Source organism: Brevibacillus laterosporus (assembly GCA_007833815.1).
GTDB lineage: Bacteria > Bacillota > Bacilli > Brevibacillales > Brevibacillaceae > Brevibacillus_B > Brevibacillus_B laterosporus_D.
In genome coordinates this window covers 65,865-80,394 of sequence record CP033464.1, presented here as the reverse complement: position 1 = coordinate 80,394, position 14,530 = coordinate 65,865, and the positions used below count along the sequence as shown (strand labels likewise).

14 protein-coding genes and 1 pseudogene are annotated in these 14,530 nt (G+C 41.1%); 11 read left to right on the top strand and 4 right to left on the bottom strand.

Going from position 1 to position 14,530, the window contains the following annotated elements:
• Positions 1 to 131: 131 nt before the first annotated feature.
• From EEL30_01545 to EEL30_01525, 5 genes are all read left to right on the top strand, one after another.
• Positions 132 to 890 (top strand): hypothetical protein, encoded by a 759-nt coding sequence (locus EEL30_01545; GenBank protein ID QDX95637.1) that lies wholly within the window; start codon positions 132 to 134, stop codon positions 888 to 890.
• A 177-nt stretch (positions 891 to 1,067) separates the two neighbouring features.
• Positions 1,068 to 1,505: a MarR family transcriptional regulator gene (locus EEL30_01540; GenBank protein QDX91186.1), complete on the top strand. Its 438-nt coding sequence runs from the start codon at positions 1,068 to 1,070 to the stop codon at positions 1,503 to 1,505.
• Positions 1,502 to 2,161 carry an HlyD family secretion protein gene (locus EEL30_01535; GenBank protein QDX91185.1) on the top strand — a complete coding sequence of 220 codons (660 nt, stop codon included), beginning with the start codon at positions 1,502 to 1,504 and terminating at the stop codon, positions 2,159 to 2,161. Before EEL30_01540 ends, EEL30_01535 begins: the two co-directional genes overlap by 4 nt.
• Before the next feature lie 11 nt (positions 2,162 to 2,172).
• Complete coding sequence (locus tag EEL30_01530) at positions 2,173 to 3,396, top strand: efflux RND transporter periplasmic adaptor subunit (protein ID QDX91184.1); 1,224 nt, start codon at positions 2,173 to 2,175, stop codon at positions 3,394 to 3,396.
• 12 nt (positions 3,397 to 3,408) lie between these two features.
• Positions 3,409 to 5,046 carry a DHA2 family efflux MFS transporter permease subunit gene (locus tag EEL30_01525; GenBank protein ID QDX91183.1) on the top strand — a complete coding sequence of 546 codons (1,638 nt, stop codon included), beginning with the start codon at positions 3,409 to 3,411 and terminating at the stop codon, positions 5,044 to 5,046.
• 176 nt (positions 5,047 to 5,222) lie between these two features.
• On the opposite strand, the gene EEL30_01520 is transcribed toward EEL30_01525, so the two are convergent.
• Both EEL30_01520 and EEL30_01515 read right to left on the bottom strand, forming a co-directional pair.
• Positions 5,223 to 6,002, bottom strand: a complete 780-nt coding sequence (locus EEL30_01520; GenBank protein ID QDX91182.1) for a hypothetical protein — start codon at positions 6,000 to 6,002, stop codon at positions 5,223 to 5,225.
• Positions 6,003 to 6,032: 30 nt separating this feature from the next.
• Positions 6,033 to 6,731, bottom strand: coding sequence for a class I SAM-dependent methyltransferase (locus EEL30_01515; GenBank protein ID QDX91181.1), 699 nt, complete (start codon positions 6,729 to 6,731; stop codon positions 6,033 to 6,035).
• 186 nt (positions 6,732 to 6,917) lie between these two features.
• Between EEL30_01515 and hppD the strand changes: the two genes are divergently transcribed.
• From hppD to EEL30_01500, 3 genes are all read left to right on the top strand, one after another.
• Positions 6,918 to 8,009 carry a 4-hydroxyphenylpyruvate dioxygenase gene (gene hppD / locus EEL30_01510; GenBank protein QDX91180.1) on the top strand — a complete coding sequence of 364 codons (1,092 nt, stop codon included), beginning with the start codon at positions 6,918 to 6,920 and terminating at the stop codon, positions 8,007 to 8,009.
• 225 nt (positions 8,010 to 8,234) lie between these two features.
• The gene (locus EEL30_01505) at positions 8,235 to 10,319 is read left to right on the top strand and encodes a carbon starvation protein A (GenBank protein ID QDX91179.1); all 2,085 of its coding nucleotides are present in this window, start codon (positions 8,235 to 8,237) and stop codon (positions 10,317 to 10,319) included.
• 387 nt (positions 10,320 to 10,706) lie between these two features.
• Entirely contained in the window at positions 10,707 to 10,919 is a 213-nt protein-coding gene (locus EEL30_01500) for a YbdD/YjiX family protein (protein ID QDX91178.1), read from the top strand.
• A 49-nt stretch (positions 10,920 to 10,968) separates the two neighbouring features.
• On the opposite strand, the gene EEL30_01495 is transcribed toward EEL30_01500, so the two are convergent.
• The gene (locus EEL30_01495) at positions 10,969 to 11,181 is read right to left on the bottom strand and encodes a hypothetical protein (protein ID QDX95636.1); all 213 of its coding nucleotides are present in this window, start codon (positions 11,179 to 11,181) and stop codon (positions 10,969 to 10,971) included.
• Between the two features lie 226 nt (positions 11,182 to 11,407).
• Here EEL30_01495 and EEL30_01490 point away from each other — a divergent pair, with 226 nt between their 5' ends.
• Both EEL30_01490 and EEL30_01485 read left to right on the top strand, forming a co-directional pair.
• Positions 11,408 to 12,271, top strand: coding sequence for an inositol monophosphatase (locus tag EEL30_01490; GenBank protein ID QDX91177.1), 864 nt, complete (start codon positions 11,408 to 11,410; stop codon positions 12,269 to 12,271).
• Between the two features lie 60 nt (positions 12,272 to 12,331).
• A pseudogene (locus EEL30_01485) lies at positions 12,332 to 12,518 on the top strand (hypothetical protein).
• Between the two features lie 61 nt (positions 12,519 to 12,579).
• Here the strand turns inward: EEL30_01485 and EEL30_01480 are convergent.
• Positions 12,580 to 13,695: an FUSC family protein gene (locus EEL30_01480; protein ID QDX91176.1), complete on the bottom strand. Its 1,116-nt coding sequence runs from the start codon at positions 13,693 to 13,695 to the stop codon at positions 12,580 to 12,582.
• 372 nt (positions 13,696 to 14,067) lie between these two features.
• Between EEL30_01480 and EEL30_01475 the strand changes: the two genes are divergently transcribed.
• Positions 14,068 to 14,475, top strand: coding sequence for a hypothetical protein (locus EEL30_01475; protein ID QDX95635.1), 408 nt, complete (start codon positions 14,068 to 14,070; stop codon positions 14,473 to 14,475).
• Positions 14,476 to 14,530: the final 55 nt, after the last annotated feature.

Below are 14,530 nucleotides of genomic sequence, written 5' to 3'. Positions count from 1 at the left end.
ATAACGAAGAAAAGTGAAAGGAAGAAGCTCTTTTCCTATTTATTTAGTAGGGATGGGGCTTCTTTCTGTTACGGAAAAGGATTTTGACGAATTATGGCGAAATGTATCGGGTGTAGAGTGAGGTGAAAAGCTTGAAAAACTCCCGATCAGAAAGACACCGAACGCGCCGCAGAGCTGATCGAGACGTAAGTCGATTTTGGATTATGGGCTTCGTCTTTAGCTTATTAGTGCTAACGGTCGAATTTTTTGTTACCATACCTGAAGATGCAAAGTGGCTGTTAGAAATGGAAATGGTACTGTTTAGTGCCAGCTTTACATTACTTGCTTTTTATCTACTGGGTTTAACCTTTGTTTTTTCAAAACAAGGTGAAGCAGGTGGTGTCAACCATCAAGTAATTATCTTTGTGTGGTTGGGAGCTATTTTGTACCATCTATTTGTACTAGTGACCAATATGGCCAATCAGCATGTATATAAAGCAGGGATTATTCTTTTTTTAGGACCCCTCTTTTTAACGATTTACCACTTTATCACTTACTTGTCTGCTTTGCTTCAGGCACGGCGAGAGGAAGAACAAACATCAGTAGCTGCTCTGGAACGATCTGCCTATCAATTTATCAATGAAGCAACCAAATTGTATGAAGAGATACGCAAGCTCAAGAATGAGTTTCCTGAAGTAGAACAGATGCTTACCGCCAATCAATTTGCACATAAGCTGGAAAAATACACGTTTGAGATGCAACAGTATTTACAAGTCGATTCGTTCCAACGAAGAGATTTGGAGTTTCTGGAAGGGCATTACTTATTCATTGAAAATATTTTGATCATTGTAAAGCAACATCCTGGTATTGCAGAATCACGTAAGTATGTAGCACGGGAAAGAGTGCTATAACCTGAAGAATGGACCATTATCTAAAGGTCCGTTTTTCGGGTTTTTTTGTTGAAAGTACATTTTTATAGAAAAATTTGTTGCATAAAAGTTACCTCTAACTTATATTATTTCGTGTACGAAATTTTCGAGTCCGAAATAACATTAGCGATTGCGAATATATGTCAGGGGTGATATGAGGTGCCTAAAGGGTTGATCATACGTGATGGGGTACGACAACTTAATAAAATCATTGGGATGATGGTTACACAAGAACTCAGCGAGGTAGGGATTACGATGCCTCAGATCAGTGTGATGCGTAAGATTAAGGATGGACCTATGACGATTGGCCAACTGAGTAAGGACCTCTATCTCTCTTGTAGTACGGTTTCCGGGATAGTCGATCGCTTAGAGAGGGAGGGATACATCGAACGTATTCGAGATACCGCCGATCGGCGAGTAGTTTGGATACACATCACTGATAAATTTGAGGAGATGGCTAATTCCATTCCGGTGATGCAAAAGGAGTATTTTACGGAACTAATAAAAGACTTATCCGATGAAGAGATAGACAAAATCGTCGATGCCCTACAACTGCTCATTAGACAATTTGAGAAGAGGATTGAGGAGAGAACATGAAAAAGAAATTTATTCTATACACCATACTGCTAATCATGGTTGTAGCTGGTGGAGGAATTGGTTATTACTATTGGTACCAAGGTACTCATTACGTTTCTACTGAAGATGCTCGTGTTGCAGGTGATACGTATCGCGTGATGCCACGGATATCTGGCAAAATTACCTCTTTAGACTTGTCAGATGGTCAAAACGTAATAGCTGATCAAATCGTGGGTCAACAAGATACGACAAACATCGCTGGTAACATGTTAGATAATGCTACTTTGCGTGCTCCGATCACTGGTACGGTGTTAAAAGTAACAGCTAAAAGTGGCGAAGTAGTAGCTCCTGGTCAATCGGTTGCAACAATTGTTGACATGAACAACCTCTATGTGTCAGCGAACATTGAAGAGACTGACTTAGGCCGTATCCATGTAGGTCAAATTGTTGAATTTACCTTAGATTCATTCAAGGGTCAGACGTTCACAGGACAGGTTTCGGAATTGGGAACAGCAACAGCCTCCACGTTCTCCTTGCTACCTGCAAGTAGCACAAGCGGTAACTTCACTAAAGTAACACAGCGGATACCAATCAAAATTTCTATTGGCGAAAAACAAAACAGCCGCATTCTGCCAGGTATGAGCGCTGTGATTAAAATTCATTTGAAAGGGAATTAGGGTGAACGAGTATGAATAAAACACAAAAAGGGATAGCTGGTACTTTTGCCATTATGGCGTTGTTGCTCGGTGGCTGTAGCAACAATAGCGACAACGTAACATCGAATGCTCCGATTGTACAAACGATGAAAGTTGTAGCTACTACGAACTCGTCTGGTTTGATGGCATCAGGTAAAATTGTTCCCGATCAACAAGTTCAAGTTGTCTCGAAATTATCTGGTCGAATAGCGAATGTCAATGTGAAAGAGGGAGATCGTGTAAAAAAAGGTGCGGTGTTAGCTACTCTGGAAAACGATGAATTAGTTCAACAGGTACGTCAGGCAGAAGCAGGCATAGTAGCTTCTCAGGCTAAATTAAATGATACCAAAGCAGGCGCACGCAAAGAGGATTTAGATCGGTTAAACAGTGCGTTACAACAAGCAAAAGTAGGATGGGATGTAGCCCAAAAATCATATGATCGTATGAAAGCTTTATTTGACACAGGAGCCTTGCCACAAGCTGATCTGGATAAAGCATCGCTTGCACTAGAACAAGCAAAATCAGGGTACGAACAAACAAAGGCACAGCTTGACTTAGCCAAAGCAGGAGCTACCTCCAATTCCATAACAGCCTTACAAGCAGATGTAACACGCCAACAAGCTGGTTTGGATTTAGCCAGAACAACGCTCTCTAATTCAGCTATTACATCACCAATCGACGGGATGATTGCGATTCGTAATATTGAACCAGGAGAACTGGCAGCGCCAAGTATCCCACTAATGACCATCGTTAACATGGATACAGTGGTAATCAAAGCAAGTGTTCCCCAAGAACAAGTGAATCATCTGAAAAAGGGAGAAACGGTACAGGTTGTGGTAAACAAGGATAAGAAAATGGAAGGCACCATTGACTTTATTAGTCCTGTATCAGATTCAAACAGCACGACGTTCCCTGTTAAAATCAGGGTGAAAAATGATGGTACGTTATTAGCTGGAATGATTGCTGAAGTATATTTTGGAAAAGACGCTTCTCAAGTAGCAGTAGGCGTGGAAATCCCAAAAAGCTCTGTCATTGATCAGGCTGGTAAAAAATTTGTTTATAAAGTAGATGGAAATATTGTTCACATGACTCCTGTTGAAGTAACAGAGAAAAATACTGATTGGTTATATGCGAAATCAGGTGTTACTGCTAACGATCAGATCGTTACACAACCAGCAAAAGATCTTCAGGATGGTAGTCAGGTTCAGGTGAACTAGGAGGCGATCGGTTTGTCTGCTTCTAACAACAAGGAGAATGCTTCCTATAAATGGTTGGCGTTGGCTGCTATTGTAATGGGTACATTCGTGGCCGTATTGAATAATAGTTTAATTAACATTGCCCTACCTAAGTTGGTAGCTGTATTTGGTTCCACGACAGATACCATTCAATGGGTGCTAACAGGATATATGTTGGCATCTGCGGTTGTTATTCCGATGAGTGGTGCACTTGGTGATAAATTTGGTTATAAAAGAGTTTTTGTTACTTCACTTTTTCTATTTACGATTAGCTCTACATTTTGTGGATTTTCATGGAACGACAGTAGCATGATTTTCTTCAGGGTTGTGCAAGGAATAAGCGGTGGTTTCATCATGCCGATAGGGATGTCTATCATCTACACCATTATGCCACGAGAACAAATCGGGACAGCACTCGGTTTGTGGGGGATTTCTGCAATGGTAGCCCCTGCTGTTGGACCAACGCTGAGCGGGTATGTCATCGAGTATTTCAACTGGCGCTTTCTCTTTTTCATGGGTGTACCAGTTGGAGTCTTGGCAGTTATCATGAGCAGTATTATTTTAAAAGAAACACCGCTGAAAAAGGATTTAAAATTTGATTTTCCCGGTGCTATCTTGTCTATCATTGGTTTTGCTTCGTTACTGCTAGCTTTGTCAAAAGGACAATCAGAGGGCTGGACGTCACTGTATATCGTTAGCTTATTGTTTGTGGCCGTCTGTAGCTTAACTTTGCTGGTTTATGTAGAGTTAACTACTGAGCAACCGCTGATCGAGTTTCGCATTCTAAAGAATGGCACCTTTTCACTTAGTTTGTTAATTGTTAGTTTTCTTACTATGGGGATGTTCGGTGGTATTTTTATGATGCCGTTGTACATGCAGAATATCCAAGGCTTGTCAGCCATGCAGACAGGTATTTTATTGATGCCACAGTCAATTGCAATGGCTTTGATGATGCCAGTAGGGGGTAAATTATTTGATAAATTTGGCGTCGTCCCACTTGGACTGATTGGATTGACGCTCGCTGGTATAACCACCTTCGAGCTTCAACACCTAGCTCAAGACACTCCGCATCATTGGATGAATGTGTTATTGACCATTCGGGGTTTGGGAATGGGACTATGTATGACGCCACTTTCAACGATTGGGATGAATTCCGTCGAGAGGTCTATGGTTGGTCGTGCCTCTTCCTTATCTAACCTAATTCGTCAGGTAATGGGGTCCTTTGCTATTGCGATATTGACAGCACTTATGAGTAACCGCCAAAACTTCCATGCTGTGCGAATCAGTGAAAATGTGCAGGTGACCAATGATACAGCTAATCAAATGATGAGTATGTTGTCAGGTGTATATGCACAAAGTGGAGTGGATTCCGCTACCTCCATGGGAGGTGCTTCTGCCATACTTGCTGGTTTGATTCAAAAGGAAGCCTTCACGAGAGGGATTGCCGACACCTTTATGGTTTCAGCCATACCAATCCTTATATCCATTCCTTTGGTGTTATTTTTCTTGAAAAAGCGAAAAGCCCAAAGTGATTTGGCACAAACAAAAGGAGTTCCCGTCGATAAACCATTGGAAGAGTCCACAAAAACAGCTTCACCTACATCAGGTGCTACCTCGCCTGTGGAAGGATAGATGTAACTCTACCTCAGTCAATTTTCAACTAGCTGGGGTCTTTTTTTACATAAAAAGAGAGAACAGCCCCTCCTATTAGAAAGGTGCTGTTCTCTCTTTTGCACTTGGTACGGTCAACACTTGCTGATTGTTTTGTTTCTGACAGATACAAATGCCTTCACGCTGTCCCTCTTACTTTATTCAAGAATAGCTAAAACATGTACAGGACAATGTAATTGTTTCCTAAATTCCTCAAGTAGTTCAGATGACGCTGAAAAAATGACACAAGTGGAAGGACCCCCAGATTCCTCCAAATCAAGAGTGAGAGGAGATATTAGATGATATGTAAGGGAGGCGCTTGATGCTAGTTGCTTCATTTCATAAGAGATTCCTTTTGAACCAACAGGCAAGAGATCGTGAACATCGGGATGAGCACGTAAGCGGATCAAGTCAGCTAGAGAAATGATATCAGGATCATCTAGTCTAACCTCATGCTTTGGCCCACTTTTGGGAAGACCGGCACACATGATAGCCTCTGTAGGTTGGGCTGTTCCGGGAGAAAATTGTGATTGCTGTACCAATCCAAGTACGGTAATACCAACCCCTGTCTGCATGGTCGGAACGTTCTCCTCTGTACTACCTGTAAACTGTATATCTTCTGTTACACCTGCTTCTTTCGCATACTCCTTGATCCCGCGTAGAATTTCTTCTCCGTAGCCTTCGAACTCCACCGATAGCGTATCGCATATCATAAAAGGAGAGGCTCCACATGCAAATAACTCAAACAGGGGCACACGAACAGCGAAACGTCCCAATATATCAGGCGCAATTTGGACAATATCATGTGGTTTGGTGCCAATGCCGCCATCTGAATCGCATGCGATGACGATGCTTTGTTCTTCATTGATCCGAAATAGCGTCAGATCACGTACCTTTTGCAAATGTTGTAGTGGCTTTGTGAGATATGGTACTCGCATAACTAGCTCCTTTACAAATGTGTTAGCTGTTTATTGGTGCATGTGTTTACGTAATGCAAATAAGGTTACAAAACTGACTGCTTCTCGCAATTCCATGCTCAAGGATTCAGCCAGTTCATCAGGAAAATCATCTTTATACACATGAGCTTCCTTTTGTAAGATAAATCCATTTTCTTGTGCTAGCTTATTCGCTTCCCATGGCATGATAGTGTTTTGAATAGCAGCTTTTCCATACAAACGTGGATAGCTGTGTGCCCGTGGTCCTGCTGTAGGTCCCAATACACCCAATAATAATAATCCATTTGGTTGCAGGATGCGGTGAAATTCTTGGAGGACAGCAAGGGGAGAGGGTGTGAACTCCATCGCGTTAATAGAAAGGATACCTGCAAATGTTCGGTCTGAATATGGAGTAGCAGCGACATCCCCTTCCACAAATTGTAGGGAGGTAGATAAGCTAAGCTGTTTAGTTTGCTCTGTGGCATAGGCTATCATTTCTGTGGAGATATCCAAACCTGTTACATCATACCCCAGGGAGGCTAGCTTGAAACTAGCATATCCATCACCACAGCCAGCATCCAGGATTCTACCGGGTTGGTCAGACAGTAGCTGTGTAAATAAGGGCAGGATGGTTTTGCGACTGCCTTGCTCCCACATTCCCCTACTACGCTCATGCCAGTCACTAGCCATTTGATTCCATTGTTGTGAGACAAAGGTATTCCACTTTTCCAACGCACTTCGCTCCCTTCAGATATCCTTCTTTATATCATAACTGATTGGAGTAGGTTGACAGAAGCCTGATATTGATACTACATGAAAGCGTTTAAGCGTTACCCCATATTCTTGCATGAAAAAAACAGAACAGGTAATCTCAAAGAAAGCGATTTAAAAATTCAGAATAGTCGGAGGTTGAGCGGTGTGAGCGGAACAGACTTTTTCCCCATTCAAGATTGGGACTATGTAGAGTTGTATGTAGGAAATGCGAAGCAAGCGATGTACTACTACGCGAAAGCATTCGGATTTGAGCCATATGCTTTTAGAGGTTTGGAAACAGGGAGCCGTACTCAAGTCTCTTATGTATTGAAACAAAATCACATTCGTTTAGTGTTGACAGGAGCACTAGACCCTGATCATCCGATAACTGATTTCGTTAAACTACACGGAGAGGGAGTTAAAGATATTGCCCTGCGTGTGGAAAATTGTGAAAAGGCTTACCAAGAAGCCATTTCTCGTGGAGCCAAGTCCGTGATGGAGCCTACTGAATTTAGTGATGAACATGGAACAATAATAAAAGCAACGATTGCCACTTATGGGGAGACGGTTCATTCCTTTATTGAACGTAAGGATTATAAAGGAGTATTTTACCCAGGCTTCAAACCATATCAAGCTCCGTTTGCCTGTAAGACTACCGGACTAATCGGAATCGACCATATGGTAGGTAATGTGGAGGTTATGGACGAATGGGTTGGATTCTATGAGAAAGTCATGGGCTTTACGTCTTCTCAAAACTTCAGCGATGACGATATTTCTACTGAATACTCTGCACTCATGTCCAAAGTGATGCAAAACGGAACGGGGCGGATTAAATTCCCGATCAATGAGCCAGCGGAAGGCAAGCGCAAATCGCAAATTCAAGAATATTTGGAATTTAATAAAGGGCCCGGGGTTCAGCATATCGCTGTGCTAACGAATGATATTTTGACAACTGTGGCGGAGTTAACGGCAAATGGTGTGGACTTTTTAAGTGTACCTGATACGTATTACGAAGATTTAGTCGAACGCGTAGGTGCGATTGAAGAAGACATTGAGAAATTAAAAGAGCTGCGAATTTTAGTAGATCGTGATGATGAAGGCTATCTATTGCAATTGTTCAGTAAGCCCGTAGTAGATCGTCCGACACTATTCTTTGAAATCATCCAGCGTAAAGGTAGTCGTGGCTTTGGAAATGGAAACTTCAAAGCGTTGTTTGAAGCCCTCGAGCGCGAGCAAGAGTTGCGTGGAAACTTATAATTCAACAAAATGGGATGCAAAGAAGCCATTTCCTCAAGTGCCACATGGGAATGGCTTCCTTTTTTATAATCAGATTCTTTTTTGGAAAAATGTATAAAATTCTAAAAAAAGCTTTTCAGTCTATCTAAAAGTAAGGTATCATAATAAGGCATATAGTTATTTGATTAAGAGTCAGATAATTTAGATTATTAATACATACCTAATTTTGTGAAAGGGGCCCAGTTTATGAAGAGAAAGATACTATCCATTATCCTTTGGACGGTAATTTCTGCGTTAGGAGGCATTGGATTTGGTGCATTGGCTCTATCCAAAGGGGAACAAGTAAGTTCCTTCTGGCTATTAACGGCTGCCTTGTGTACATATGCAGTAGGTTATCGATTTTACAGTCGTTTTATTGCGCGAAAAATTATGGGTTTGGATGACAGACGAGCTACGCCTGCTGAATTAAATAATGATGGTAAGGATTTTGTGCCGACAAATAAATGGGTTTTATATGGTCATCATTTTGCGGCGATTGCAGGTGCAGGCCCGTTAGTAGGACCTACATTGGCAGCCCAAATGGGGTATTTGCCAGGTACAATATGGATTATTGTTGGGGTTGTATTAGGGGGAGCTGTGCAGGACTTTATTATTCTGTTTGGTTCTATGCGTCGTAATGGAAAATCATTAGGTCAAATTGCTAAAGAAGAAATTGGGCCTATAGGGGGCGTATTAGCACTAATTGGGATACTAGCTATCATGGTTATTCTCATTGCAGTATTGGCGCTCGTTGTTGTCAATGCTCTAACTCATTCACCTTGGGCTACCTTTACGATAGCTATGACGTTACCGACCGCTATTTTGATGGGGTTATATATGCGTTATTTCCGACCTGGAAGAGTGTTGGAGGCTTCTATTATTGGGATTGTACTTTTGCTTGCTTCCCTTTATTTTGGTCAAGTAGTAGCTCAATCACCAACTTGGGCTCCTATGTTTGATTATGAAGGTACGCAGCTTGCTATCATGATTATCATTTATGGTTTCATCGCATCTGTTTTACCTGTTTGGTTTTTGTTAGCGCCACGTGATTATCTCAGTTCCTTTTTAAAAATTGGTACTATTGCCTTTCTTGCTATAGGTATCATTTTCACAATGCCTACTCTACAAATGCCTGCTTTGACTTCATTCATTGATGGTACGGGCCCAGTATTTACGGGTAACCTATTCCCATTCCTATTTATTACCATCGCTTGCGGTGCCGTCTCGGGGTTTCATGCCTTGGTTGCTTCCGGTACAACACCAAAGATGATCATCAAGGAAAGTGACGCTCCATTAATCGGCTATGGGGCGATGCTGACTGAATCTATGGTAGCCATTATGGCGATGATTGCGGCATGTGTATTAACTCCGGGACTCTATTTTGCAGTGAATGCACCGGCTTCAGCGATAGGGGCTGATGCAGTAACAGCGGCAGCTACTATTACTAACACATATGGATTCCCTGTCACACCGGAATTATTAATCGAAACAGCCAAAGATGTAGGAGAGACGAGTATTTTATCTCGAACAGGGGGGGCGCCTTCCTTTGCTTTGGGAATGGCACATATTTTTTCGGGATTTATAGGAGGAAAGGCTTTCATGGCCTTCTGGTATCATTTTGCCATTCTATTTGAGGCAGTCTTTATCTTAACTACCATCGATGCTGGAACGCGTGTTGGACGCTTTATGGTACAAGATATGCTGGGCAATGTGTTCCCGAAATTAAAACGTATGGATTACCTACCTGGTAACTTGATTGGTTCTGCTGTCGTAACAGCTGGCTGGGGTTACTTCCTGTATCAAGGGGTTATAGATCCATTGGGTGGAATCAAAACACTTTGGCCATTGTTTGGTATTGCGAATCAAATGTTAGCAGCAATTGCTTTTGTAGTCGGCACAACGCTCATTATTAAAATGGGTAAGGCTCGCTACGCTTGGGTTACGCTACTCCCCATGGCATGGCTCTCTTCTGCCACCCTATATGCGGCTTGGCAAAAGATTTTTTCTAACGATATTACCATTGGCTTCTGGGCACATGCAATCAAATTTAAGGAGATTCTGGCTTCGGGTTCTTTGCCGTTAGGTGTAAAATCTGTTGAGGATGCAGAGAAAATGATCTTTAATGATACAGTGGATACTATTGTTTGTGCGGTCTTTTTGATCATTACCATCGCGATTATTGTAGATGGGGTACGTCTGTGGTTCTCAATTGCGAGAGGAAAGAAATACGAATTAAAAGAGGAACCCTTCGTGCTGACCAAGCGTGATCAAAAAGGAGACGTAATCGCTTAGTTTACACAACAAATAAAAGCCGAAAACCGCTTGTAGGCTGGGTTTTTTGCTTTTATTTGTCTTCAAAGTCTTTGTTGTCATCCCGCTCCAGAACTGTTCAAAAAATGCTGTGAAGGAGAACTGTAGGGGTGCGTTTGACGCAAGTTTGGGATAAAGTTCTACACTTTAGGAACAGGAAGCGGACTGACAACAAAACTAAGAATCGTTCTGTCTATATCATAAAACAGTCTTAACCCATAAATCTATATTTTTAATCAAGAAACTTTAAATAATATAATAAAAAATAATATTTCTTTTTATAGAGTTCATATTCAATAAAGTTATGATTCATAAAAATATAGAAATGATAGATTTTGTATAAAAAGTTAAAAAGGGAGGTGTGTAGTAATGCAAAAGAAACTAAGATACTGGAGACGCAGATTCAAAAAAGTTAGCTCTGTCATCAAAACGATTTTTGGCATGCCAGATTATGATCGTTATCTGGAGCATTGGTATAAGACACACGGTGCTCCTGGCGTGTTTCCTATGTCAGAGAAGGAATATTATCTTTTTGCTTTAAAAAACAAATATGAAAGCGGCGAAATGAATCGCTGTTGCTAAAATGTACAGGGCTAGAGTAGTGAATGATCGGATGCTACTCTAGTCCTGTTTATTTTTTTTGCCAAAAAGAATGTAGCAGGGTATGAGCTTGAGCTTCATCTGTTTTCAATACTTCTACATAGGAAAGTCTTTTGTTAGTAAACAAATGGTGGTCGCCAAACAGATTCGCGTTTACAGAATTACGGATTCGGCAGCGGATGCCCTGTTGTCGTAAAAATGTATATAATTCAAATGCCTTTAATTCAGGGCCCTCATAAACCATGTGATATCGATAGGGATCTATCATGTCCGTTATTTTAAGACTACTAAATAGTACCACGAGCAAAATAAAAATGGTCAAACATACATCACCTTCCGTTTATATACAAGTAAGAGATATGAGATGATATGACTAGTGTAGCATTTGTGACAGACAAACTATTCATGGTAGTTGTTTTGTATTGTAAGGTGTAGGGGATAATAAAATATGATACACTAAAGAAAATTGGATGGGTTGGGTGGCGATATCTTTGCAACCGAATATGGAACAATGGAAAGAACTGGCGATCGCATGCGCCAAAACAGCCGGTAAGTTAAGTTTGGAGAAAATGAATCAGCCCTATGAAGTGAATTATAAGACCTCTGCCTCGGATTTGGTCACGGCTGTGGACGAAGAAGTAGAGCAGATGGTTATTGATATGATCCTTAAACAATATCCTGAGCATGGCATTTTGGGCGAGGAAAATCGTTTTCAGGGTATGGACCCGTCCCAATATGATACATTGTGGATTATCGATCCCATTGATGGAACAACTAATTTTGTTCATCAGCAAATAAATTTCTCTGTTTCGATTGCTGTGTACCATAAAGGTGAAGCGGCGGTTGGTGTTGTATATGATCCATCACGTGATGAGTTGTTTTATGCAACTAAAGGCGGAGGAGCATTTTTAAATAATCGTCGGTTACGTCTTGAGCGTCAAGTAAAATTAGAAGAAGCACTACTTTGTACAAGCGTATTTTGGAATAAACGAGCTGAGCAAATAGGTATTGATGTTATTTTTAAAGAGTTGGCAGGTAAGGTTCGTGGTATGCGCTTGCTAGGAAGCGCAGCTTTGGAGCTGTCTTACGTGGCAGCAGGACGACTTGATGGTTACGTCAGTTTGCAGTTGAATCCATGGGATTTTGGGGCAGGTAAGCTCATCATTCAGGAAGCAGGCGGTACTGCTACTACTATGACAGGCAAAGATTTGCCATACGATGCCAAAAGTAGTGTAATGGGTTGTAACCCTACCTTTTATGAGGAATTACAACAATATATTCGTAGCAATATGATCCTCATTCGTTCGGCAAAAGACGAGGAAGATCATACATAGGTATTTTTCCCTAGCAATCTGCCTTTTTTTATCTCTTCTATGCGCTTATCCAAGCATCATATGACCAAATTTCATAGTGTACTAGCAGGAGTCTGTGAGTCCATGCATTCTCCACTACTAGACACGTGACAAGGAGGAAGGATCATGGGATGCGATAGAAGAGGTGGCTTTTTCGGTGGCAGCTTTCTATGGATCATCGTTATTATTGTGGTGTTGGTGTGTTTCTGTGACAATTAATCACACTTAGTAAAATATGTAGAAATAATAATAAAGCCTTACCCGTAGGGGTAAGGCTCTTTTTCTACTAATTAAGATTTATAAGCGAACATTCGTTTATGGTGCTTATCTACGTAGTCATTTTGAGTTGTGGATAACTCCCATAAATGTGCGGAATACTCCATCTCAACGATCATACGATTTATCTCTGCGTACAGACTGCCAACTTCTCGTAAAGAGGAGATACCAGCTGTCTCTATCGATATGACAAATTGTTGGGATTGTTGTTGTTTTACCCGGTGTAACAAGGTCAGTAGCTCTTGGTGAGCTTCCGAAGATGGATTGGCAACAAAGGCACCATATGTTGAAATGGCGGCACTTACATCAAGCAGAGGTTGATCTAGAGAATGACGAAGCGTAGGAAGATATTTTAATTCCTGTGCTGTATATAAGATACTACATATAGAAATCAACATCTTTTGTACTGAATCAATTTGTTGTTCCAATCGTGACAGCGTGTTAATGTCTTTTCGACAAAAGACATTATATTTTAGGCTTTTTTTTGCATGTACCATTGAAGATTCCAGTTCATTGTTCCATTTTAACAGAGAGGACGGTTCTACTAAGGGCATATCCGTTTTACCAGAGTGACTATTTAGCGCAGTTGCCATTAATATTAATGTATCTGCTAATTGTTTACAGGACTCCGCATGTTTCTTTTGAGCTGTAGGTACATAGTTCTCTGGTCGAATTATCATTTGAATAAAGACGGCTACGAGCGCTCCAATAATGGTTTCTACAATTCGACCAGTCGAATATCCCTGCATTTGTTGAAAGGTCATTAACATAACAGAACTTACGCCAATTTGTGAAATAATCTGTGGATTCAAGCGTAGAGCAGTAGCCGTGCCCATTCCTATCAATAGAACAAGAACGAGACCAACTAATCCATTTTCAAAATAGGGTAGAATAAGAATACTGGAGATGACCCCCCCAATGATGCCAATTACGCGATAAATTCCCTTTTCTAGGGTATCTGCAATGGTAAGTTGCATGGTTAATACCGCAGCAAGCGGAGCGAAATAGGCAAAATGATTGCCAAACAATAGAGAGGCGATCAACAATGACAAGCCGGATGCTAATACGGTTTTACACACATGAAACGTGAGACCAAAGCGAGCGCACCAATTCATACTGCGCTGCACCATGGAACTCACCTCCTCGTTTTTCTAAGCTGTTTTAGGTGTCATTACACTCATCATGGTAAACCAAAAATGTTGACAGGGAAGCTTATAATTTTGACAGATTTCCGATAAAGTTCTTTTTTTCACAAATGTCAAGGTTTTGTACACAAATGAAAGCGAATACATTTACAAACAAGTGAAGTATTCGTATTTTTGTAAAGGAGAACGTGCTTAGATATGCTAAACTAAAGGATATCTTTTGACAGCAAAACAGGTGGATAAATGAGCAGAAGTAGGAAATTCTATCATTTACTGATGTTGGATTATTTTGAACAATATTACTTTGATAAGGTTGAACATACAGATAAAGGGGCGAGGCGATTGAACGATTGGCGAATGTACACAGATGAACGCAAAGAGGAAAGAAAACATGTGTCTTGGCATGAGGTACTAAGAGAAATAGCTAGTTTGGATGGGCAAGAGAGGACATTAGTACATGCTGCCTATGGAGATCATGTAGATTTGGTCGTATCAGGTGGGGATGCGGGATACGTACTAATTCAATGGAAAGAGTATGCGCGTGAAATACGTCATTATGTACTTACTACTAAACAGATTGATGTCGAAGTGACAGGACGAATTATCACGGTAGAGGGAGAAGGGCTTCCAGTACCAGCTGATTGGGCAATCTCACTGGAACAAGCGATTCCTTTACTTGGGGATTTATTACAAACCTGCGAACAAAAAGAGAACGCAGACTTGCAATGGTTGTTACTTGAGACAGAACCTGCGCAAATGTCATAAGGTCATCAGGCATAAAGACTAATTTTCGTCATACTATTGTAGTGTAACAGGAGGA